The organism is Arthrobacter sp. SX1312, assembly GCF_002929295.1.
GTDB lineage: Bacteria > Actinomycetota > Actinomycetes > Actinomycetales > Micrococcaceae > Arthrobacter_D.
The window spans coordinates 1-22,746 of sequence record NZ_PJIM01000003.1 but is presented as its reverse complement, the minus strand read 5'-3'; the positions used below and the strand labels follow the sequence as shown (position 1 = coordinate 22,746).

At 70.3% G+C, this 22,746-nt stretch carries 22 protein-coding genes; 19 read left to right on the top strand and 3 right to left on the bottom strand.

Annotated elements, in window-relative coordinates:
• Window positions 1–28: 28 nt before the first annotated feature.
• The 3 genes from CXQ92_RS13370 to CXQ92_RS13360 all read left to right on the top strand — a co-directional run bounded on the left by CXQ92_RS13370 (window position 29) and on the right by CXQ92_RS13360 (window position 3,605).
• Window positions 29–847 carry a GNAT family N-acetyltransferase gene (locus CXQ92_RS13370; RefSeq protein WP_258069942.1) on the top strand — a complete coding sequence of 273 codons (819 nt, stop codon included), beginning with the start codon at window positions 29–31 and terminating at the stop codon, window positions 845–847.
• Window positions 848–987: 140 nt separating this feature from the next.
• The gene (locus CXQ92_RS13365; protein WP_104168278.1) at window positions 988–2,787 is read left to right on the top strand and encodes a proline--tRNA ligase; all 1,800 of its coding nucleotides are present in this window, start codon (window positions 988–990) and stop codon (window positions 2,785–2,787) included.
• A 2-nt stretch (window positions 2,788–2,789) separates the two neighbouring features.
• Window positions 2,790–3,605, top strand: coding sequence for a TSUP family transporter (locus tag CXQ92_RS13360; RefSeq protein ID WP_181033669.1), 816 nt, complete (start codon window positions 2,790–2,792; stop codon window positions 3,603–3,605).
• A 16-nt stretch (window positions 3,606–3,621) separates the two neighbouring features.
• On the opposite strand, the gene CXQ92_RS13355 is transcribed toward CXQ92_RS13360, so the two are convergent.
• Both CXQ92_RS13355 and CXQ92_RS13350 read right to left on the bottom strand, forming a co-directional pair.
• Window positions 3,622–4,674 carry an aminoglycoside phosphotransferase family protein gene (locus CXQ92_RS13355; protein ID WP_104168277.1) on the bottom strand — a complete coding sequence of 351 codons (1,053 nt, stop codon included), beginning with the start codon at window positions 4,672–4,674 and terminating at the stop codon, window positions 3,622–3,624.
• Entirely contained in the window at window positions 4,667–5,992 is a 1,326-nt protein-coding gene (locus tag CXQ92_RS13350) for a DUF4439 domain-containing protein (RefSeq protein WP_104168276.1), read from the bottom strand. The genes CXQ92_RS13355 and CXQ92_RS13350 overlap by 8 nt, the downstream gene beginning before the upstream one ends.
• 63 nt (window positions 5,993–6,055) lie before the next feature.
• Here CXQ92_RS13350 and rimP point away from each other — a divergent pair, with 63 nt between their 5' ends.
• The 5 genes from rimP to rbfA all read left to right on the top strand — a co-directional run bounded on the left by rimP (window position 6,056) and on the right by rbfA (window position 11,820).
• Window positions 6,056–6,727: a ribosome maturation factor RimP gene (gene rimP, locus CXQ92_RS13345; RefSeq protein ID WP_258069941.1), complete on the top strand. Its 672-nt coding sequence runs from the start codon at window positions 6,056–6,058 to the stop codon at window positions 6,725–6,727.
• Window positions 6,728–6,737: 10 nt separating this feature from the next.
• The gene (gene nusA, locus CXQ92_RS13340; RefSeq protein ID WP_104168275.1) at window positions 6,738–7,727 is read left to right on the top strand and encodes a transcription termination factor NusA; all 990 of its coding nucleotides are present in this window, start codon (window positions 6,738–6,740) and stop codon (window positions 7,725–7,727) included.
• Between the two features lie 36 nt (window positions 7,728–7,763).
• Window positions 7,764–8,195, top strand: a complete 432-nt coding sequence (locus tag CXQ92_RS13335) for a YlxR family protein (protein WP_306738634.1) — start codon at window positions 7,764–7,766, stop codon at window positions 8,193–8,195.
• 110 nt (window positions 8,196–8,305) lie between these two features.
• Window positions 8,306–11,275, top strand: coding sequence for a translation initiation factor IF-2 (gene infB, locus CXQ92_RS13330; protein ID WP_104168273.1), 2,970 nt, complete (start codon window positions 8,306–8,308; stop codon window positions 11,273–11,275).
• A 107-nt stretch (window positions 11,276–11,382) separates the two neighbouring features.
• Window positions 11,383–11,820: a 30S ribosome-binding factor RbfA gene (gene rbfA / locus CXQ92_RS13325; protein ID WP_104168272.1), complete on the top strand. Its 438-nt coding sequence runs from the start codon at window positions 11,383–11,385 to the stop codon at window positions 11,818–11,820.
• A 78-nt stretch (window positions 11,821–11,898) separates the two neighbouring features.
• Here the strand turns inward: rbfA and CXQ92_RS13320 are convergent, their stop codons facing one another.
• Window positions 11,899–13,077, bottom strand: a complete 1,179-nt coding sequence (locus CXQ92_RS13320) for a pyridoxal phosphate-dependent aminotransferase (protein WP_104168271.1) — start codon at window positions 13,075–13,077, stop codon at window positions 11,899–11,901.
• Between the two features lie 55 nt (window positions 13,078–13,132).
• Between CXQ92_RS13320 and truB the strand changes: the two genes are divergently transcribed.
• From truB to CXQ92_RS13265, 11 genes are all read left to right on the top strand, one after another.
• Window positions 13,133–14,035 (top strand): tRNA pseudouridine(55) synthase TruB, encoded by a 903-nt coding sequence (gene truB / locus CXQ92_RS13315; protein WP_258069940.1) that lies wholly within the window; start codon window positions 13,133–13,135, stop codon window positions 14,033–14,035.
• 2 nt (window positions 14,036–14,037) lie between these two features.
• Window positions 14,038–14,406 (top strand): hypothetical protein, encoded by a 369-nt coding sequence (locus CXQ92_RS13310; RefSeq protein ID WP_104168270.1) that lies wholly within the window; start codon window positions 14,038–14,040, stop codon window positions 14,404–14,406.
• A gap of 89 nt (window positions 14,407–14,495) precedes the next feature.
• Complete coding sequence (locus CXQ92_RS13305) at window positions 14,496–14,876, top strand: hypothetical protein (RefSeq protein WP_104168783.1); 381 nt, start codon at window positions 14,496–14,498, stop codon at window positions 14,874–14,876.
• A 106-nt stretch (window positions 14,877–14,982) separates the two neighbouring features.
• A complete protein-coding gene (locus tag CXQ92_RS13300; protein WP_181033667.1) occupies window positions 14,983–15,651 on the top strand; it encodes a DUF4345 domain-containing protein in 669 nt (222 codons plus the stop codon).
• A gap of 131 nt (window positions 15,652–15,782) precedes the next feature.
• Window positions 15,783–16,778, top strand: a complete 996-nt coding sequence (locus CXQ92_RS13295; protein ID WP_104168268.1) for a bifunctional riboflavin kinase/FAD synthetase — start codon at window positions 15,783–15,785, stop codon at window positions 16,776–16,778.
• A gap of 103 nt (window positions 16,779–16,881) precedes the next feature.
• The gene (gene rpsO / locus CXQ92_RS13290) at window positions 16,882–17,151 is read left to right on the top strand and encodes a 30S ribosomal protein S15 (RefSeq protein WP_087072138.1); all 270 of its coding nucleotides are present in this window, start codon (window positions 16,882–16,884) and stop codon (window positions 17,149–17,151) included.
• A gap of 254 nt (window positions 17,152–17,405) precedes the next feature.
• Window positions 17,406–19,658, top strand: coding sequence for a polyribonucleotide nucleotidyltransferase (locus tag CXQ92_RS13285; RefSeq protein ID WP_104168267.1), 2,253 nt, complete (start codon window positions 17,406–17,408; stop codon window positions 19,656–19,658).
• A 110-nt stretch (window positions 19,659–19,768) separates the two neighbouring features.
• Window positions 19,769–21,139: a pitrilysin family protein gene (locus tag CXQ92_RS13280; protein ID WP_104168266.1), complete on the top strand. Its 1,371-nt coding sequence runs from the start codon at window positions 19,769–19,771 to the stop codon at window positions 21,137–21,139.
• Between the two features lie 132 nt (window positions 21,140–21,271).
• Window positions 21,272–21,658 (top strand): PadR family transcriptional regulator, encoded by a 387-nt coding sequence (locus CXQ92_RS13275; RefSeq protein ID WP_104168265.1) that lies wholly within the window; start codon window positions 21,272–21,274, stop codon window positions 21,656–21,658.
• Complete coding sequence (locus tag CXQ92_RS13270; protein WP_104168264.1) at window positions 21,655–22,371, top strand: hypothetical protein; 717 nt, start codon at window positions 21,655–21,657, stop codon at window positions 22,369–22,371. The genes CXQ92_RS13275 and CXQ92_RS13270 overlap by 4 nt, the downstream gene beginning before the upstream one ends.
• A 180-nt stretch (window positions 22,372–22,551) precedes the next feature.
• A partial coding sequence (locus tag CXQ92_RS13265) for a hypothetical protein (protein ID WP_146067472.1) occupies window positions 22,552–22,746 on the top strand: 195 nt, incomplete at its 3' end.

The window sequence follows — 22,746 nt, the reverse complement described above, 5'->3', positions numbered from 1 at the left end:
CGACCCGGAAGGGCCGTGGTCCTTCCGGGTGCTCGGCGAGGCGGACACCCCGGACCTCTGGAGCCTCGTCAACGCGGATCCCGTGGCCAACGTCTTCGTCGCCTCGCACCTCGAAGTCACAGGCAGCGCCGCGCCGTCGTTCGCCGGCGGCGAGGTCATCGGCATGTTCCGCCACCACGAGCTCCGCGCCGCCTGCTGGGCCGGCGTCAACCTCGTCCCGGTGGGCGTGACGGACGAGACCGGTGCCATCTTCGGTGACCACCTCGGCCGGTCGGGGCGCACCTTCTCCTCGATCTTCGGCCTGTCCGAGGGTGTCATGGACCTGTGGTCCACCCTCGAGGACTACAGCGCCGAGCCGTTCGACGTCCGGCCCACCCAGCCCCTCATGGCCATCGACACGGACCCCCTCATCACCCCCGCTCCCGATCTGCGCTTCACGCGCCCTGACGAGCTCGACCGCCTCCTGCCCGCCTGCGCCGCGATGTTCGAGGAGGAAGTGGGCTACTCGCCGTTCATCGGAGGGTCCGACCACTACCGCCGGCGGGTCGCCTCGCTGATCGGCCGCCGGCATTCGCTCGCGGCGTTCGACGACGACGGCACCGTGATCTTCAAGGCCGAGCTCGGCACCGTGTCCTCGCAGGCGGTCCAGGTGCAGGGGGTCTGGGTGAATCCCGATCACCGGGGCAGGGGACTCAGCGCCGCCTACATGGCCGGCGTCGTCGTCGCCGCCCGCTCCCTGGCACCCACCGTGAGCCTCTACGTGAACTCCTACAACGCGCGCGCCATCGCGGCGTACAAGCGCGTGGGATTCGAGCAGGTGGACACCTTCGCGACGATCCTCTTCTGAGGGCGGGTCCCTCGCGCAGGTGACGGCGGCGGGGCAGGCGGACCGGCTAGATTGGTACCTGTTGTTTCCCGCCGGACGGCGGGGGAGTGAATGGCAGTGCTCGATTCAGCAGTGCTCGATGAATACGAACGGACACCCGCGTGGTCTTACGACTCTCCACCCTTTTCCTGCGCACCCTGCGTGACGATCCAGCCGACGCCGAAGTCGCCAGCCACCGCCTGCTGGTCCGGGCCGGCTACATCCGGCGCGCTGCCCCGGGCATCTACAGCTGGCTGCCCCTGGGCCTGAAGGTCCTCGCACGCGTGGAGGGCATCATCCGTGAGGAGATGGAGGCCATGGGCGCCCAGGAGGTCCACTTCCCGGCGCTGCTGCCCAAGGAGCCCTACGAGGCGACGAACCGCTGGACGGAGTACGGCGACGGCCTGTTCCGGCTCCAGGACCGCAAGGGCGCGGACTACCTCTTGGCGCCGACGCACGAGGAGATGTTCACGCTGCTCGTGAAGGACCTGTACAGCTCGTACAAGGACCTGCCGCTGAACCTGTTCCAGATCCAGACCAAGTACCGCGACGAGGCACGCCCCCGGGCCGGGCTCCTCCGGGGCCGCGAGTTCATCATGAAGGACTCCTACTCCTTCGACATCGACGACGAGGGCCTCGAGGCCAGCTACCAGCTGCACCGGGCGGCCTACCTGCGCATCTTCGAGCGGCTGGGCCTCGAGGTGATCCCCGTGACGGCGACCGCCGGAGCGATGGGCGGATCGAAGAGCGAGGAGTTCCTGCACCCGACGCCCATCGGCGAGGACACCTTCGTCCGCTCGGCGGGCGGATACACCGCGAACGTGGAGGCCGTCACGACCGTGATCCCGGACGCCGTCGACTACTCCGACGCTCCTGCGGCCGAGGTGCGGGACACCCCGGACACGCCGACCATCGACACGCTGGTGGCCGGCGCCAACACGATGGCCCCCCGCGGGGACCGGCCCTGGACGGCCGCCGACACGCTGAAGAACGTCGTGCTCGCCGCCGTCCTGCCCACCGGGGAGCGCGAGATCGTCGTCGTCGGCGTGCCCGGCGACCGCACCGTGGACCTCAAGCGCATCGAGGCGAACATCGCGGGCCACCTGGAGACCGGCGGGGAGGTGGCCGTCGAGGCCGCCACCGACGAGGACCTCAGGAAGCACCCGGGCCTCGTGAAGGGCTACATCGGCCCGGGCCTGACGCCGGACGCCGCCGTCCTCGGTGCCGGGTCCACCACGGGCCTGCGATACCTCGTGGACCCCCGCGTGGTCAGCGGCACCCCGTGGATCACCGGCGCCAACGAGCACGGGAAGCACGTGTTCGGCCTGGTCGCCGGCCGCGACTTCACCTGGGACGGCGTCGTCGAGGCCGTCGAGGTGCGCGAGGGCGACGAGGCACCCGACGGCTCCGGCCCCCTGGTCGCGGCCCGCGGCATCGAGATGGGCCACATCTTCCAGCTCGGGCGGAAGTACGCCGACGCGCTGGGCCTGAAGGTCCTCGACCGCAACGGCAAGCTCGCCACGGTCACCATGGGCTCCTACGGCGTCGGCGTGACACGCGCCCTCGCCGCCCTCGCCGAAGCGAACCATGACGACCGCGGCATCATCTGGCCCCGCAACGTCGCGCCCGCCGACGTGCACATCGTCGCCACGGGCAAGGGGTCCGAGGTGTTCGAGGCCGCCGAGAAGCTCGCGGCCGAGCTCGAGTCCTCCGGCCTGACCGTGCTGTACGACGACCGTCCCAAGGTCTCCCCGGGGGTGAAGTTCGGCGACGCCGAGCTCATCGGCGTGCCCACCATCGTGGTCGTCGGGCGCGGGCTCGCCGACGGCGTGCTCGAGGTCAAGGACCGGCGCACGGGCGAGGCGCAGAACGTGGCCGTCGACCAGGCCGCCGCGCTGCTGCGCGAACTCACCGCGCACTGACCTTGGGGGGTTCGGGACTCGAGGAGCTGCACCTCGCCACGATCCTGCTGGTGCTCGTCGCCGGGTTCGCCGCCGGCTGGGTGGACGCCGTCGTCGGCGGGGGCGGCCTGCTGCAGCTGCCGGCACTGCTCCTCGTGCCCGGCATCGCGCCCGTGGAGGCCCTGGCCACGAACAAGATGGGGTCCATCTTCGGGACGACGACGAGCGCCGTCACCTACTACCGGCGCGCCCACCCGGACCTGCGCACGGCGCTGCCGATGGCGGGGGTCGCGCTGCTCGGCAGCTTCGGTGGGGCCGTCCTCGCGTCGTCGCTGCCCTCGTCGGTCTTCAAGCCGATCATCGTGGTGGCGCTCGTCGGCGTCGCGGTGTTCACCGCCCTGAAGCCCTCCGTCGGGACGCTCACCAGGCTGCGGTACGAGGGCGCCCGGCACTACGGGACGGCGTGCGCCATCGGCCTCGTCATCGGCTTCTACGACGGGCTGATCGGCCCCGGCACCGGGTCCTTCCTGATCATCGCGATGGTCACGCTGCTGGGCTACAACTTCCTCGGTGCCAGCGCCAAGGCCAAGATCGTGAACATGGCGACCAACTTCGGAGCCCTTCTGTTCTTCCTGCCCAACGGGTCCCTCCTGTGGGGCCTCGGGCTGCTGCTCGGCGTCGCCAACATGGCCGGCGGCTACACCGGGTCCCGCATGGCGATCAGCCAGGGCAGCCGGTTCATCAGGATCGTGTTCCTCCTGGTCGTCGGTGCCCTGATCGTCAAGCTCGGCTACGACGTCTGGGTCGAGAACCTCCGCTCGCTGGTCGCCGGAGGCTGACGCCCGGCCGGGCCCGTCAGAGGGACGGCAGCGCTCCGACGGGCGGCAGTCCGTCCAGCGTCCGGCCGAGCACAGAGCTCGCCACCCACAGCGACCGGTCGGCGTCGCCTTCGTGTCCGTGCGCCAGGTAGGACAGGGCGTTGCGGACCTCGCGGACCACGGTCCACCCCCGGGCCAGCTCGGCATCGAGGCCCGCGGCCGCCGCCAGCGCCCGGCAGTGCGCCTGCAGGTGGCCGGCGGGGTCGGCAGGATCGAGTTCGGTGAGCCTGTTCCACAGCATGGGGGCCACCGCGTACTCCGCGTCACCCAGCACGGGCTTCGGATCGATCGCGACGAAGTCCCCGAGGCGGTCCGGCGAGGACGGCAGGAGGTTGTCGTAGTGCAGGTCCGAGTGGACGAGGACGTCGCGCTCCGACCGCCGGCCGAGGACTCCGCGCGACTGGCAGACCTCCAGCGCGGCCTCCATGAGCCAGCGGGGGAACGGCTCGCCGAGGTCGTCCCACTGCGCGGGCAGCGTGTCCGTCCACTGCTCGGCCTCCGACGCCAGGTGGGGGAAGACCGCCCAGGACGCACCGCCCTCGGGCCGGACGCACAGCTGCCGCAGCACCGCCCCCCACGGCGCGGGGGTCTCGTCGAGCGGCACGTCCCGCAGCGAGTGGTCCCCGTCGAGGCGCTGCAGCAGCAGCGCGTAGTCGGGGCGCGACGACGCCAGCAGGCGGACCGCGCCCGTCCCGTCCCACAGCGTCAGCGCATCGGGCTCGGGCAGGGCCTCGTCGTGGGGGATGCTCAGTTTGAGCACGGCGTCGGGCGTACCACCGGTGCGTTGCAGCACCGGCACGACGACGGCGCACCGGCCCGCCCAGGCGGCCTGTCCCGGACGGAGGTCGAGGTCCAGGTTCCAGGCGTCGAGTCTCTCCGCGAGGAGACCGTGCCACGAGCGGGTCCATCGGGCACCGCCCTCGATCGTCCTCGCGGAGTGGACCAGGGCCGGCGGGAGGTCCGGGAGGTCCGCGAGCCGGCCGGCGGCCGACGACCGCCCGCTCGTCCCGGCCCCGGCGTCGCTACCCACCGGGCTGCTCCGTCGCCCGCACTGGGACCTTCTCGGGAGTCTGCGCGGGGGCGGCGTCCGGTGCCGGAGCGCTGCCGGCCAGGCCGGGGAGGGCTTCCAGCGGCGCGCCGGCGTCGAGGCTGCGCTGGGCGGCAGCGCTGAACGAGGTGACGGCCCAGGCCCGGGCTTCCGGACCGACCGTCGCGATGAGGCCCGCGTACAGCTCGGTGTGGTCCTGCTCGATCGCCTGCATCGCGGCGACGGGATCGTCGCGGAAGTCCGGCCCGATCGCATAGCCGGCCGGCGTCGGGCCCGTGGGCACGCACAGGGCGGCGAGGCGGTCGGCCGCGGCATCCGCTGCCTCCCGGTGGGTGGACGCCGCGTCCAGGGCCCGCGCGGGCTCCGGGATCAGTGCTGCAGCGACCTCGTACGCGTACCGCGCCTGATCCTCCGCGGTCCTGGCATTGAGGAGGGCCTGGCGGTCGGCGTCGGGGCCGAGCGGGGTCCCGGCGCACTCGGCGGGAGCCGTGGGAACAGGAGCCGTGGGAACAGGAGTCGTGGGAACAGGAGTCGTGGGAACAGGAGCGGTGGGGACGGCGGACCCGGTGGGTGCGGCGCCGGCCTGTCCTGCCGGTGCAGCAAGGGCCGCGAACGGGCCGGTGCCGGTGGCGAGGTCGACCGGGGACAGCGAGCCGGCCGCGGGCAGTCCGGGGTCCATCCCCAGGGTGTGGCCGAGCTGCAGGGCGTGCCGCCATTGGTTCACGCCGGCGGCCGCGAGCACGCGGCCGGGACCGGGGTCCGCGAGGGCTGCGTCCCGAAGGCTCCGGAGTGCGCTGTCGCGCAGGGCCGTCAGCACGGCGGGCGCATCGGCAGGCGCGGCGTCGGCCGAGCCATCGGTGCCCGCTGCCGGGGCCGTCGCGGGACCCGGGCGGTCCGACTGACCGTCCGGATGCGGGGTGGCGTGGGGCGAGGAACCGTCCTCCGTCGTCGGACCGGAGGAGCGCGGGAGGGCGACGGCGTCCGCCTGCTCGTCGAGGTCGACGGCGACCGCGGCCAGTTCCGCCGTGGTCTCCGGGGGCAGTCCGGGGTCCGCAGCCGCCCTGCGCGCCCGGTCGGCGGCGGCACGGTAGCGGTACTCGGCGTCGAGCTGCGCCTGTTCGGAGACGGAGTGGACGCGCTCCTGCGGCTCCGGGGACCGGACGCCCAGCCCGACGCCGACCACGAGGAGCATCACGGCGAAGAGACCGACGAGGCCCAGGGAGCGCCGCGCCAGGCGTCCGGCGCGGGATCCGCGGCGTCCTCCGCCGCCCAGCTGCCTGTCCGTCTCCGCCCGCTTCATCACAGTTCCCGATGATGTCATGGCGCTCCCCGTTTCGGCCGCCGATACCGCCGGTGCCGCGGAATGTCGGTACTCTTGGAGCACAACATCATCGAGTGGGAGGCAGCCATGGCGGTCCGGTCCGGGAACGAAAATCATGCCTCGACCAGCAGGTCGGCCTCAGAGGTCGAACTGCAGGCCGAAGCGCAGCGCCTCAGGACCAGACTGAAGCCGGTGGTCGACCAGCACAACCTGTACCTGGAGGACGTCGAGGTCAAGGTCGCAGGGTCCCATCGCACGGTCCACGTCGTCGTGGACCTGCCCGAGGAGAGCACGGGGAGCGTCGGTTTCGATGTGATCTCCGCCATCTCCACGGACCTCTCCACGGCGATGGACAGCCTGGAGGACGACGATCGTCCGTACAACCTCGAAGTGTCGTCCCCCGGGGTCTCCCGTCCCCTCACCGAACCGCGGCACTGGCGCCGCAACGTGGGGCGCATGGTCGAGGTGAAGCCCGTGACCGGCGACGTGATCCTCGGCCGCCTGCAGGAGGTGTCCGACACCGGGATCCGGCTGATCCCACAACTGCCGGTCAAGAAGGGCATGAAGCCCAAGCAGGGCGAGCCGCTCGCCCTCGAGTTTTCCAAGATCCGCAAGGGGACCGTGCAGGTCGAATTCGCGCATCTCGAGGATGAACACCACGATGACAGCGATGGGGCCGATCCGGAGATCTCCGGCGCCGTGCACCACGCGTAAGGAGACCCACATGGATATTGATATGAGCGCGCTGAGACTCCTCGAGCACGAGCGCGAGATCCCCCTCGACAAGCTGGTTCCCACGATCGAGCAGGCACTGCTCATCGCGTACCACCGCTCGCCCGGCTCCCACGAGACCGCCCGCGCCGAGCTCGACCGCCGGACCGGGCACGTCACCATCTGGGCGACGGAGAAGGACGAGGACGGCGCCCCCGTCGGCGAATTCGACGACACGCCCACCGGCTTCGGACGCATCGCGGCGAGCACCGCACGCCAGGTCATCCTCCAGCGCCTGCGGGACGCCGAGGACGACAACATCCTCGGGGAGTTCCGCGGCAAGGAAGGCGAACTCGTCGCCGGGATGATCCAGCAGGGCACCAACCCGCACATGATCCAGGTCAACCTCGGCTCGGTGGAGGCGGTCCTGCCTCCGCCGGAGCAGGTACCGGGGGAGAAGTACTTGCACGGCACCCGGTTGCGCGCGTTCGTGGTCGACGTGCACCGCGGCATGAAGGGACCCTCCATCACCCTGTCCCGCTCGCACCCCGGCCTCGTGCGCAAGCTCTTCGAGCTGGAGGTGCCCGAGATCGCCGACAGGACGGTCGAGATCGTCGCCCTCGCCCGCGAAGCCGGGCACCGCACCAAGATCGCGGTGAAGGCGAACATCCCGGGCGTCAACGCCAAGGGGGCCTGCATCGGCGAGATGGGCAGCCGCGTCCGTGCGGTCATGAACGAGCTGAACGACGAGAAGATCGACATCGTGGACTACAACGACGACGCCGCCGCCTTCATCGCCAGTTCACTCTCGCCGTCGCGCGTGACCTCCGTGACGATCACCGACGAAGCCACCCGCTCGGCGCGGGTCGTCGTCCCGGACTACCAGCTCTCCCTGGCGATCGGCAAGGAAGGCCAGAACGCCCGCCTCGCCGCCAAGCTCACGGGCTGGCGGATCGACATCGTGTCCGACGCCGCGCAGCAGGCCGCGTCGGCGAAGGCCTAGGCCGGCGGGTCGGGCAGCGGCATCGGAAGGGGTAGAATGGAAGGGACTGCTGCCCAGTCGCGCCCGGAAGTGGCTGTATGCCGCAACGATTCCGGGCACCGACCGATGGACGCACATCCGATACGCACCTGCGTGGGATGCCGTCGGCGGGACCGCCAGTCACACGTGATGCGGGTTGTTGCACGACCGATCGACGGCCAGATTACTGCCGTCATCGATGAGCGGCGCCGGCTATCCGGACGGGGTGCTTGGCTGCACCCCGACCCGGCATGCATGGAAACAGCGGTCAAGCGGAAAGCCTTCAACAGGGCCTTCCGCGGGCCGGTGGACACTGCCCATTTCGCAGCGTCCTTCCACGCATACCTGGAGCGTCGAGACGGACGCCCCGTACCCACCGTCCTCCCTGAAAGCGGGTCAGTACCCTCATGGAAACCCGATGAGCACCCAGCGATGAGTGCGCAACGATGATCAATCCGTTGCGCTCGGCATTCGATCTGCCAGACGCGCTTGCGACTGGGATCAGCAGTAGGAAATAGACGGTTCGTGCCTGACTCGGTGCGGACCGAGACAGGAGAAATGTGGCCAAGGTCCGCGTACACGAGCTCGCGAAAGAGCTCGGTATAACCTCGAAGGACGCAGTTGCAAAACTGCAGGAACTGGGAGAATTCGTCCGTTCCGCGTCATCCACCATCGAAGCCCCCGTCGTGAAGAAGCTTCGCGGCGCCTTCCCGAATGCCGGCGCCTCCCAGGCCGCGGCAGCCCCCGCACCGAAGCGACCCTCGGCGCCTTCGCCGGGTCCGAAGCCCGGTGCCGCCCAGGCGGCTCCCGAGACGCCCGCGCCGGCTGAGCCCGCAGCACCGGCCGCCCCGGCCCCGGCGGCGCCGGCTGCACCCCAGGCGTCGCCGTTCTCCAACGGCTCCGTCCCCGCTCCGGCAGCACCGGAAGCCCCGGCTCCGGCCGCACCGAGCACCCCTGCACCGGCAGCGCAGGACGCACCCGCGCCGGCGCAGCAGACCCCCCGGGCCGAGGACTCGAGCGAGGGCACCCGTCCCGCGCCCCGTCCGGCGACCCCTCCCGCCGCACCGTCGGCGGGGACGACGCGCCCGTCGGGTGCCCGTCCCGGCGGCGCACCCCGTCCCGGCAACAACCCGTTCGCGCCCTCACAGGGCATGGGCTCGCGCCGTGGCGACACCGATCGTGGTGCCGAGCGCGGTTCGGATCGTCCCCCGCGTCCGGGCAACAACCCGTTCGCCCCGTCGCAGGGCATGCCCCGCCCCGGTCGTCGTGACGATGCACAGCAGCGTCCCGCCGCCGGCGCCGGTGGACCCCGTCCGGCAGCCGGTGCGGGTGGACCCCGTCCGGCAGCCGGTGCCGGTGGACCGCGTCCCGGCGCTCCGCGTCCGGGTGCACCCCGACCCGCAGGAGCCCCGGGATCGCGTCCCACTCCCGGCATGATGCCGAACCGCACCGAGCGTCCCGCCGCCCCCGGCCGTGGAGCCCCCGGTGCCGGTGCTGGAGCCGGTCCGCGCCGCGGACCCGGTGGAGCACCGAACAGCCCGAGTGGGGCACCCGCCGGCGGTGGCTTCGGCAAGGGCGGCCGCGGACGCGGCGGCACGGCCGGCGCCTTCGGCAAGGGTGGCGCCGGTCGCGGCAAGCAGCGCAAGTCGAAGCGTGCCAAGCGGCAGGAACTGGAGCAGATGTCGGCTCCTTCGCTGGGTGGCGTGAGCGTACCCCGTGGAGACGGCAACACCATCGTCCGCCTGCGCCGCGGTTCGTCCATCACGGACTTCGCCGACAAGATCGAGGCGAACCCCGCCGCACTGGTCACCGTGCTGTTCCACCTCGGCGAGATGGCGACGGCGACTCAGTCCCTCGACGAGGACACCTTCCAGGTGCTCGGCACCGAGCTGGGCTACCTGATCCAGGTCGTCTCGCCCGAGGACGAGGAGCGCGAGCTCCTCAGCAGCTTCGACATCGACTTCGATGCGGAGCTGGAAGCCGAGGGCGACGAGCAGCTCGAGGCACGTCCGCCGGTCGTCACGGTCATGGGCCACGTCGACCACGGTAAGACGCGACTGCTCGACGCCGTCCGCAACACCAAGGTCGTCGAGGGCGAGCACGGTGGCATCACCCAGCACATCGGTGCCTACCAGATCCAGCACGTCCACGAGGACGCGACCCGCGCCATCACCTTCATCGACACCCCCGGCCACGAGGCGTTCACCGCCATGCGTGCCCGTGGTGCGAAGGTCACGGACATCGCGGTGCTCGTCGTCGCGGCCGACGACGGCGTCATGCCGCAGACGGTCGAGGCGCTGAACCACGCACAGGCGGCCAACGTGCCGATCGTCGTGGCCGTGAACAAGATGGACAAGGAAGGCGCGAACCCGGACAAGGTCAAGGGCCAGCTCACCGAGTACGGCCTCGTTCCCGAGGAGTACGGCGGCGACACCATGTTCGTGCACGTCTCGGCGCTGCAGGGCATGGGTATCGACGAACTCCTCGAGGCCGTCCTGCTCACCGCCGACGCCGCGCTGGACATGCGGGCCAACCCGAACAAGGACGCCCGCGGTATCGCGATCGAGGCGAACCTGGACAAGGGCCGCGGTGCGGTTGCCACCGTCCTCGTCCAGTCCGGAACGCTGCACGTCGGTGACACCATCGTCGCCGGCACGGCCCATGGCCGTGTGCGGGCGATGTTCGACGAGAACGGCGACGTCGTCACGACGGCGGGACCCTCGCGTCCGGTCCAGGTCCTGGGCCTGTCCAACGTGCCCCGTGCAGGTGACACGTTCTTCGTCACCGACGACGAGCGCACCGGCCGCCAGATCGCCGAGAAGCGTGAAGCGGCGGACCGGAACGCGGCCCTCGCGAAGCGCCGCAAGCGCATCAGCCTCGAGGACTTCGACCAGGCGGTGGCCGAGGGCAAGGTCGACACCCTCAACCTCATCCTCAAGGGTGACGTGTCGGGTGCCGTCGAGGCCCTGGAGGACTCGCTGCTCAAGATCGACGTAGGAGAAGGCGTGCAGCTGCGCGTCATCCACCGTGGCGTCGGTGCCATCACGCAGAACGACGTCAACCTGGCCACTGTCGACAACGCGATCATCATCGGCTTCAACGTGAAGCCGGCGGAGCGCGTGGCGGACCTCGCCGAGCGTGAAGGCGTCGACATGCGCTTCTACTCGGTCATCTACGCCGCGATCGACGACATCGAGCTGGCCCTCAAGGGCATGCTCAAGCCGGAGTACGAGGAGGTGCAGCTCGGTACCGCAGAGGTCCGCGAGGTGTTCCGCTCCTCGAAGTTCGGCAACATCGCCGGTTCGATCGTCCGTTCGGGCATCATCCGACGCAACACCAGGGCCCGTGTCCTGCGCGACGGCAAGGTCATCGGAGACAACCTCTCCGTGGATTCGCTCAAGCGCTTCAAGGACGACGCCACGGAGGTCCGTACGGACTTCGAGTGCGGTATCGGCCTCGGCTCGTTCAACGATGTCAAGGAAGGCGACACCATCGAGACCTTCGAGATGCGGGAGAAGCCCCGCGCCTAGCAGGTAGGCAGGTCGGGCGCCCTGGTCCTCCAGGGCGCCCGACCCGTCGGACCGCCGGAACCCCTCGCGGATTCCTCTTCAGACCAGCTTCAGTAGGAGTAACAGCAATGGCAGATCCGGCCCGCGCCGCGCGGCTCGCGCAGCGCATCAAAGTCATCGTCGCCGAGGCGCTGCGGCGCCGCGTGAAGGACCCCCGGCTGGAAGCCGTGACCATCACGGACTCCCGCGTCACGAACGACCTCCAGCACGCGACCCTGTACTACACCGTGCTCGGCGACGCGGAGGAGCAGCAGGCCACGCGGATGGCGCTCGAGTCCGCCCGCGGCGTCCTCCGGTCCGAGGTCGGCAAGAACATCACGGCGCGCCTCACGCCGACCCTCGAGTTCGTCCCCGACGAGGTGCCGGTCAACGCCAGCCACCTCGAGGAACTCCTGCAGAAGGCGCGCGAGCGCGACGCCGAAGTGGCGGCGATCGCGCAGGGCGCCAACTTCGCGGGTGACGCCGATCCGTACCGCACGTCGGAGGACGACGAGGCAGCGCGCTAGTCCCTGACCCGTCCTGGATTACGACGCACAAGGCAGCCGACCCCACGGGGCGGCTGCCTTTCGCGTCCTCGGAGCCGGTCAGGTCCGCGGCGGGGAGGGGAGCCGGGAGAGTCCTTCCACGAGCTCCTCCGTCCGGCCGCAGAGGGCGGTCCTCACCCATCCCTCGCCGCGGGCGCCGAAGGCCGTGCCGGGGGCGAACGCCACCCCGTGGTCCGCGAGGAACGAGCGCGTCCAGGCACGGACGTCGCCGCCGGTCGCGTGCGAGAGGTCGGCCCACAGGTAGAAGGCGCCGCGGGCGTCCAGATAGCCGATGCCCAGACCGTCGAGGACCGCGGTCGCCGCGTCCCGGTTGGCACGGTAGTGCCGCAGCGCCGTGGACACGTAGTCCTGGGGTCCGGTGAGGGCGGCCACGGCGGCATACTGCGACGCCGCGGAGACGCAGGACACCGTGGCCTCCATGATGTTGCTGAGCAGCGGCTCCATGCCCGGCGGAGTGACGAGCGCCCCGATCCGCAGGCCCGTGAGGCCGTAGGTCTTGGACAGCGTCAGCGACGTGATGACGCGTGGCTCTCGGGCCTCCGGTACCGCCTCCGGCCCGCCGGCGTCGAAGCGTGCCGGGCTGACGTGGGGGGCGTCGTAGGTGAAGGCCTCGTAGCATTCGTCGGACACGACCCACAGATCCTGTTCGTGCGCGAACCGCACGAGCTCGCGCGTGAGTTCGTGGTCGAACACCGAGCCCAGCGGATTCGAGGGGGAATTCAGCAGGAGGACCTTCGTCCGTCCGGTGACGAGTCCCCGCAGGTCCTCGATCCGCGGCTGGAAATCGTGCTCGGGCACCAGGGGGTAGGGCACCGGCACGCCGCCGAGCAGGCCGACGGTCATGGTGAACGTGGGATACCCCGGATCCGGGAGGAGCACCTCGTCCCCTGCCCCGATCAGCGTGCTCAGCGCCAGGTGCAGTCCCTGCTGCGCGCCGGCGACGACGAAGACGCGCGACGGATCGTCGTCGACCCCCGACGATTGCGCGAACCGTCCGGCGAAGGCAGCCCTGGCCGGCGCGATCCCGGCGTTGGGGGTGTAGTTGGTGTCGTCCCGGTCCAGCGCGGCCATCCCCGCCTCGAGGACGTGCCGTGCCACCGGGAAGGCCGGCTCGCCGATGCTGAGCACGATGGCGTCGGGTGTGGCCCAGGCCGCCTGCGTGATCTCGCGGATCTGGTTGACCGGGACGTTCACCACGTGGGCTGGAGGGGAGGGCATACGGAGGATGCTATCGCGCACAGGGGGTCCCGATACGGACCATATACTGGGAGGCGTGAATGCCGGGCAGGTCCACTCAGGGCTGATTATCGTGGACAAGCCGCAGGGCTGGACCAGTCATGACGTCGTCGGGCGCCTGCGCCGACTCGCCGGGACGCGGAAGGTCGGCCATGCCGGCACCCTCGATCCGATGGCCACCGGGGTCCTCGTCGTCGGGATCAACCGCGCCACCCGGCTCCTGACCTTCATCGTGGGCACCACCAAGACGTATACCGCCACCATCCGGCTGGGACAGTCCACCCTCACCGACGACGCCGAGGGCGAGGTCACCGGCGGGAGTATCGCCGCAGCGGTGACGGAGGAGGAGATCCGCACCGCCGTCGCCGCGCTCACGGGCGAGATCCAGCAGGTCCCGAGCAGCGTGAGCGCCATCAAGGTCAAGGGCGAGCGATCGTACGCACGGGTCCGCTCCGGCGGGCAGGTCGACCTCCCCGCGCGTCCGGTGACCATCCACCGCTTCGACATCCACGCGATCCGCCGCGTGAGCAACGGCCGCCTCCAGGACGTCGACGTCACCGTCGAGTGCAGCTCCGGGACCTACATCCGTGCCCTCGCCCGGGACCTGGGTGCGGCGCTCGGGGTGGGCGGCCACCTCACGGCCCTCCGACGGACCCGGGTGGGCCCGTACACCATCGGGCAGGCACGCACCCTGGAGCAGCTGGCCGAGGAGCTGGAGGTCCTCCCGCTCGACGACGCCGGGCGGGCCCTGTTCCCGGTCAGGGAACTCTCGGACACCGAGACCGCCGACGTGTCCCACGGCCGGAAGGTGGCTCCGAACACGGACCCGGACGAACCGGTCGCTGCTTTCGCGCCGGACGGCACGCTCGTTGCGTTGCTCGAGAACCGCGGGGGAGCGGCCCGGACCGTCCTGGTCTTCGCTCCGGGCGGCAAGGAGTAGGCGTGGATCCCTTCCTCCTCGTCGGCGTGATCGTGTGCGCCGTCTCCGCGGCACTCTGCCTCGGGGCCGGTGTGCTGCGCCGGCCGCCCAACGACATCACGATCCTCTCGATCGCCGCCGTAGAACTCTTCCTCGTCGCCTACGCCGTCGGAGCCGTGATCCGGCAGCTCGCGGGGGAGCCGGTCCTCGGGGAAGCCTGGGAGTTCTGGGGCTACCTCCTCACCGCGCTCCTCGTGCCCGTCGGGGCGTTCTGGTGGGCCATCCTCGAGAAGACCCGCTGGAGCAATTTCGTGCTGGCCGCGGCGGGGGTGACGGTCTTCGTCATGCTCTTCCGCATGGAGCAGATCTGGGACGGGGTGGCTGGACTGTGACCGGGCAGAGGAGCAGGCAGGGGAACGGGGCAGCATCCGCCGCCACAGCTCCGGACGGCGCCGGCCGCGCGAGCGGGCCCGGGCGGCTCCTGATCGCCGTGTACGGCGTGTTCGCCCTCGCGGCGACCGCCAGGGCCGGGTTCCAGATCGCGACGAAGTTCGGTGAAGCCCCGCTCGCGTACCTGCTCTCGGCGGTCGCAGCCGTGGTGTACATCGTCGCCACCGTTTCCCTCGCACGGCCCGGCGCCCGGGCGTACCGGATATCCGTCATCGCCGTGACCACGGAACTCGTGGGCGTCGTCGCGGTGGGGCTCCTCAGCGTCTTCGACGCACAGGCGTTCCCGAGCGAGACGGTGTGGTCGGCCTTCGGCCGCGGTTACGGGTTCGTCCCGCTCATCCTGCCGGTCCTGGGCCTTCTCTGGCTGCGCAGGAACCAGCCGGGCCGGAGCCCGCGCGACGGCAGATCGTAGCCGAACACGTGGTCCGGGGGATTCCGTCGCATCCGCCGCTGGGCGCACGCCGCACCGTGAGAGTATGGCGGAAGAGCACCATCCAGCCTGCCTCCAGGGAGCCGACATGACCAGCAACACCCCCGAGCACGACAACTCCTCCGCGCCCGGCGGGCGGCCCGCGGGGTCCGACGCCAACGGGCGCGACGGCGCCGGATCGGCCCCCTCCTCGTCGCGCGCCGCGACCCCCGCGACCGGTAGCGGGACATCGGGCACCGGGACATCGGCCTCCGGGCCGACGGCGGGCACCAGGGCAGGCACCCCCACGTCCGGGGCCCCGGCCAAGGGGAAGAAGGCAGGCAAGGCAGCGTCCACGGGTGGTGACTGGAACGTGTTCCGCACCGTCGTCGTCCTGGTGGGACTGGCCCTCGCCGCCTTCGGCGTCTACTACCTGATCCTCGGCACGGCCGGCCTGCCGGACACCGAGGGCACCCCCGTCAACCCCACCCTCGAAAGCCAGTTCCGGTTCTACTCGGCCATGATGGTGGGTGTAGGCGCGGCCTTCATCACCATCGCCATCAAGTTCCAGTGGGCCAACATGCTCTGGCTGGTGTGCCTCATGGTGTTCGTCGGCGGTATCGGACGCGTCCTGTCGTGGGCGTTCTCCGGCACCCCCAACTACCTCCTGATCATCCTCATGGTCATCGAACTGGCCTTCCCGGCGGCCCTGCTCGTCTGGCACAAGTACATCGCGAAGACCAGCGAGCTCCGCAAGGAGTTCTCCCAGCGCACCTAGCGGGGACCGCACCCCGGGAGCGGGTGCGCGATGCCGTCCGGGACGGGGCCGTCGGCCATAATGGGATCGGCGATCGACCCGCCGGACCACACCGCGGTCCCGGGGGTCCGGCCGAATCGCGAAGGAGATGCGTGTACTACTGGAGAGACCTGGACAGCGTGCCCGAGGACTTCGGGCCCTCCGTCCTGACGCTCGGCAACTTCGACGGCGTGCACCGGGGGCATCAGCGCGTCCTGCAGCAGGTCGTCGAAGCGGCGCGGCAACGATCCGCTGCGGCCGTCGTCGTGTCCTTCGACCCGCATCCCGCACAGGTCCATCGTCCCGACTCCGCGCCCGAACTGATCATGGGGCTCGACGACCGCGTCGAGACCCTCGCCGAGACCGGCATCGACGCCCTGCTGATGATGCACTACACGCTCGACCTCGCCTCCAATTCGCCGGAGGAATTCGTGGAGCGCGTGTTCGTGCGGGCGCTCAGGGCCAAGGCCGTGGTCATCGGCCACGATGTCCGGTTCGGCAGGGGCAACAGCGGGGATCTCGACACGATGCGCGAGCTCGGCCGCACCCTCGGCTTCGAGGTCATCACCATCGACGACTTCGGTGCCAGCTATCCGGCGGATGCCACGGACGCCGACGGCGACCGTCGCTGCTCGTCGACCTGGGTCCGTGAGGCGCTGGTGGCCGGTGACGTGGGGACCGCGGCGCGCGTCCTCGGACGGCTCCACCGCATGCGCGGCGAAGTGGTGCACGGGGCGGCCCGGGGCAGGGAACTCGGTTACCCGACGGCGAACCTGGCCCCGTCCGCGCAGGGGTTCATCCCCGCCGACGGCATCTACGCAGGCTGGCTCATCGACCAGGCGGGGACGCGCTGGCCCGCCGCCATCTCCGTCGGATCCAATCCCACGTTCGACGGCGTGGACCGCCAGGTCGAGGCGCACGTCATCAACCGTCCGCCGGAACGTGTGCAGGATTTCGACCTGTACGGGCAGTCCGTGGTCGTCGAATTCGTCGAGCGGCTGCGCGGGCAGGTGACCTACACGGGGCCCGAGGCGCTGATCGAGCAGATGAGGCTCGACGTCGACCGCGCGCGCGGCCTGCTTTCGACAGAACATCAGCCCAGACGCTAGACTTGGGGAAGATCCGGCTGCAGTCCGTGGTGGCTGGATTTTTCTGTGTCGTCGTGCAAGCGATGCTCAGCACATGTTCACGGTACAACTCTAGGAGTTACTCGTGGCCCTTGACGCCGCCATCAAGCAGGAAATCATCAAGGAATACGCTCTGGCCGAAGGTGACACCGGTTCACCCGAGGTGCAGATCGCGATGCTTTCCCGCCGTATCCTCGACCTGACCGAGCACCTGAAGATGCACAAGCACGACCACCACACGCGTCGTGGCCTGCTTCTTCTCGTCGGTCGTCGCCGTCGCCTGCTGGACTACCTGCGGGACACCGACATCACGCGCTACCGGTCGCTCATCGAGCGCCTGGGTCTGCGTCGATAAGTAGCATCGGAAGGCGGCACCCTCTCCCCGGGAGGGGGAGCCGCCTTCTTGCTGGAAACAGCATCGAAGTACCCCACGCATAACAGGAGTCAACCGGCACCACGCATTCGCGGTCCTCGGTAGTGGTCTCCGGAACGCCGGACCGGCAGTTCCGTGGATCTCGATCGAAGACCGGGTGCTGTGGGCCGTCCATGAGGGACGGGCCACGTCGGGTGCCGATTGCCTCCGCCTACCAGGAAACGGAGGTGACTCTCTTGGAGGGTCCCGAAATTCAGTTCGCCGAAGCAGTGATCGACAACGGTCGCTTCGGAACACGCACCGTCCGGTTCGAGACCGGGCGTGTCGCCCAGCAGGCCGCCGGCTCCGCCATGGTCTACATCGACGAGGACACCGCGCTGCTCTCGGCCACGACGGCCGGGAAGCACCCGCGCGAAGGCTTCGACTTCTTCCCGCTGACCGTCGACGTCGAAGAGCGCATGTACGCCGCGGGCCGCATCCCGGGCTCGTTCTTCCGTCGCGAAGGCCGCCCGTCGACCGAAGCCATCCTGGCCTGCCGCCTCATGGACCGCCCGCTGCGCCCCGCCTTCGTCAAGGGACTGCGCAACGAGGTCCAGGTCGTCGTGACCATCCTCGCGATCAACCCGGACGTCCGCTACGACGTCGTCGCCATCAACGCGGCGTCGATGTCCACGCAGCTCTCCGGCCTGCCCTTCTCGGGACCGATCGGTGGCGTCCGCGTCGCCCTCGTCTCCGACGGCAGCGGCTCCGACCAGTGGATCGCCTTCCCGAAGCACTCCGAGCTCGAGAACTCGGTCTTCGACATGGTGGTCGCCGGGCGCATCGCCGGTGACGACGTCGCCATCATGATGGTCGAGGCCGAGGCCACCGACAACTCGTGGACCCTCATCAAGGAGAACGGCGCCACCGCCCCCACCGAGGAGATCGTCGCTGACGGCCTCGAGGCCGCCAAGCCGTTCATCCGCGCGCTGTGCGAGGCGCAGGCCGACCTCGCGGCCCGCGCCGCGAAGCCGACCGTCGAGTTCCCCGTGTTCCTCGACTACCAGGACGACGTCTACGCCGCCGTCGAGTCCGCCGGGGCCGAGAAGCTCGGGCAGGTCTTCCAGATCGCCGACAAGCAGGAGCGCGAAAGCGCCTCCGACGCCCTCAAGGGCGAGCTCATGGACGCCCTCGGCGCCCAGTTCGAGGGACGCGAGAAGGAGCTCTCCGCAGCCTTCCGCTCGCTGACCAAGGCCGTCGTCCGCCAGCGCATCCTCAAGGACCAGGTCCGCATCGACGGCCGTGGCCTGAGCGACATCCGCAAGCTCACCGCCGAGGTCGAGGTCCTGCCGCGCGTGCACGGCTCCGCCATCTTCGAGCGCGGCGAGACCCAGATCCTGGGTGTCACCACGCTGAACATGCTCAAGATGGAGCAGCAGATCGACTCGCTGTCGCCCGTCACGCGCAAGCGCTACATGCACAACTACAACTTCCCGCCCTACTCCACCGGTGAGACCGGCCGCGTCGGTTCGCCGAAGCGCCGCGAGATCGGCCACGGAGCACTGGCGGAGCGCGCCCTCGTGCCCGTCCTGCCCACCCGCGAGGAGTTCCCGTACGCGATCCGCCAGGTCTCCGAGGCGCTGAGCTCCAACGGCTCGACGTCGATGGGCTCGGTCTGCGCCTCCACGCTGTCGCTGCTCAACGCCGGTGTCCCCCTCCGCGCGCCGGTCGCCGGCATCGCCATGGGCCTGGTGTCCGACGTCGTCGACGGCCAGACCCGCTACGCGGCGCTGACGGACATCCTCGGTGCCGAGGACGCCTTCGGCGACATGGACTTCAAGGTCGCCGGAACGTCGGAGTTCGTCACGGCCATCCAGCTGGACACGAAGCTCGACGGCATCCCCGCGTCCGTGCTCGCCGCCGCCCTGAAGCAGGCCCGCGAGGCGCGCCTGCACATCCTGGGCGTGCTGCAGGCCGCGATCGACACCCCGGACGAGCTCTCCGAGTTCGCACCCCGGATCATCTCGGTGAAAATCCCCGTGGACAAGATCGGCGAGGTCATCGGCCCCAAGGGCAAGATGATCAACCAGATCCAGGAGGACACCGGAGCGGACATCTCGATCGAGGACGACGGCACCGTGCTGATCGGCGCGACGAACGGCGAGTCGGCGGAAGCCGCCCGCGCCGCCGTCAACGCCATCGCCAACCCGCAGGTCCCCGAGATCGGTGAGCGCTACCTGGGCACGGTCGTCAAGACCACGACCTTCGGCGCCTTCGTCTCGCTCACCCCCGGCAAGGACGGCCTGCTGCACATCTCCGAGCTCCGCAAGCTCGCCGGTGGGAAGCGCGTCGACAACGTCGACGAGATCGTCTCCGTGGGCCAGAAGATCCAGGTCGAGATCACCAAGGTCGACGACCGCGGAAAGCTCTCGCTCTCGCCCGTCGTCGCGGAGGATCTCTCCGAGGACGCCGGCATCGAGCTGCCCGAGGCCACCGAGGGCGACGACTGACCTGTTGCCCCGCTCGTCCTGAGCACCGTACGGCCCCGACGCCGATCGATTCGATCAGCGCCGGGGCCGTCTGCCGTTCCCTGCCCAGTCGACAGACCAGAAAGACCAGGATGTCCCTGTCCTCCGTAGTGTCCCTTCCCCTGCTGCCCACCACCCACACCGGTGCGGAGGGTGCCGATCCCACGTTCGTGGCCGGTGATCCCGGCGGCAACGTGGTGCGGCGCAGCGTGCTGCCCGGCGGCGTGCGCGTGCTCACCGAGGCGATGCCGGGCCAGCGCTCCGCGACCATCGGCTTCTGGGTGGGCGTCGGGTCCCGCGACGAGGCCGACGGCCAGCACGGCTCCACCCACTTCCTCGAGCACCTGCTGTTCAAGGGGACCACGCGTCGCAGCGCCATGGACATCGCGTCCGCCTTCGACGAGGTGGGCGGCGAATCCAATGCCGCCACCGCGAAGGAGAACACCTGCTACTACGCGCGGGTCCTCGACTCGGACCTGCCGATGGCCATCGACGTCATCGCGGACATGGTCACCTCCGCCGTGCTCGACCCCGAGGAACTCGAGCAGGAGCGCGACGTCATCCTCGAGGAGATCGCGATGGACAGCGACGATCCCGCGGACGTGGCGCACGAGCGGTTCGTCGAGCTGGTGCTGGGGGAGCACCCCCTCGGCCGGCCGATCGGCGGAACCCCCGAGGCGATCCGCGCGGTGCCGCGCGAGTCCGTCCTCGCCCACTACCGCCGCTACTACACGCCCGCCGAGCTCGTCGTCACCGCCGCGGGCGGGTTGGACCACGACGTCGTCTGCCGTCTCGTGCAGGAAGCGCTCGTGTCCGCCGGGTGGACCCTCGACGAGGGTGCCCTGCCCGTCCCGCGCCGCCGGACCACCGAAGTGCCGGTCAGGGGGGCGACGGGCGTCCACGTGATCCGGCGCGCCGTCGAACAGTCGAACATCCTGATCGGATGTCCTTCCCTCACGGCGACCGACGAGCGCAGGTTCGCGATGAGCGTCCTGAATGCCGTCCTCGGGGGCGGCATGTCCTCGCGGCTGTTCCAGGAGATCCGCGAGAAGCGCGGCCTCGTCTACTCCACCTACTCGTTCTCGGCGGCCTACGCGGACGCGGGCTACTTCGGCATGTACGCGGGGTGCTCGCCGGCCAAGACCGCCCAGGTCATCGATCTGCTCGGCGCCGAACTGGACCGGCTCGCCGCCGACGGCATCGACGCCGAGGAGCTCCGCAAGGCCGTCGGGCAGCTCTCCGGCGGACTGGTCATGGCCCTCGAGGACAGCAGCTCCCGCATGTCGCGGCTCGGCCGGTCCGAGCTCGTCTCGGGCGAGTTCGTCGACATGGACACCTCCCTCCAGCGCATCCGGTCCGTCACCTCCGAGGACGTCCAGGCGCTGGCCCGGGAACTCGCCGCGGCGCCGCGCACCACGGTCGTCGTCGGGCCTTTCGACTCGGAAGCCGACCTCGCCGGGTAGATGCCGGGGCCCCGCCGCAGAACGGATCAGCGCAGGCCGGGCACGCTGCCTCCCTCCTGGAGGTGCGGTCCACGATCACGGACCGCACGATGCGCTCTTTACAGGCTAACTACTTAGATAGACAATCTAGTCATGGATGTCCCGAGTGCCGATCGCCCGACCCCGGGCAGCGTGGACTGGCCGAGCGACTGGCTGCGAGCCACGCTGGGTCTCCTGGCCCTTCGCGCCCTGTCCGCGGGACCGTCCTACGGCTACGCCATCATCAGCGAGCTCGAGCGTCACGGGTTCGGCACCATCAAGGGCGGGACGCTGTACCCGCTCCTGTCCCGCTACGAGACCGCCGGGCTGGTGACCACGGAATGGCGCGCCGGCGACGGAGGTCCCGGCCGCAAGTACTTCGCACTGACGGATCAGGGACGCGCCGAACTCACCCGTCTGTGTGCTGACTGGCGGCGTTTCGCCGACACCAGTACCGGTTACCTCGACCCCGAGCGGCTCACGAAGGAGACCCCGGCATGACGCAGGAGACCAGCGACAAGAAGTGGTTCGATCAGCTCGTCATGGAACTCCGCCTGCGCCAGGTGCACGGGAGCGCCATCGGTGACACCGTCGCAAGCGCCCGGGAACTCCTCGGCGACACCGGCCAGCGGGCCGAGGAGGCGTTCGGGCCCGCCCGGGACTACGCAGCCGCGCTCGAGCTCCCGGCCGCACCGAAGCACGACTGGATCCGCACCGCACTGTGGCCGTCGCTCCTGGGGCTCTTGGCCTTCCTGCTCTTCAACCAGGCGGTCGTGTCCTGGACGCGGTCGGAGCTGCTGCTGGTGTCCCCGGCGCAGGCGGCCTTCCTCGCCACGCCGGTCGTGCTTGTCGCTCTCCTGCCGTTCTACCTCGACGCCGTCGTCCGTCGCATCCGGGTCTGCGTGGCCCTTGCCGCTGCCTGTGCTGTGGCGGGGATCCTCTCGGCGGTCGTGACCCCCACGAACCAGGCCGAGGCCTGGCTGTCCATGGATCCGCTGCCCTGGGTGGTCGGCAGCGCCCTGGTCATGGTGGCCCTGTCGATCACGAACGCCGTCCGGTCATCCCGCCCGGGGAGCGCCGACGACGTCACCGATCCGCTCTCCGGGACGGCGGACGGCACCGGGACGGGGGCGCGGCTCATGGTCCAGGTGACCGACTGGCTGTTCCCCCTCCTCGCCCTGGCCATGCTCGGCCTCGCGCTGTCCTTCCGCTAGGTCAGCAGGGGGTCCTTCACCGCCTGGGCCCGTCCTCCGTGAGGGAGTAGCCGGCTCTTCCCGGCGCCCCGGGTCAGTACATGATGCCGGGTACTGTTGAAGATGCTCAGGAGCAATGACCGCCGAACCGTCCGAAGCACCTGCGCGACGACGCCGTTCCATGACCAGGAGACACCCACTGTGCCGACCCCCGCCCCCGCTCCCAGCGCGACGCCCGACACGACGAAGGGCCTGAGCCTGCCGAACCGGATCGCGATCGGCCTGTTGGCAGCCGCCGCCGTCGTCGTCGGCCTGGTGCTCCTCTTCAACGCGCTGGGCGCGGACGACAGCCCGACGGCCGGTACGACCGCTGCGGAGGTCGTGCGTGAGGACAGC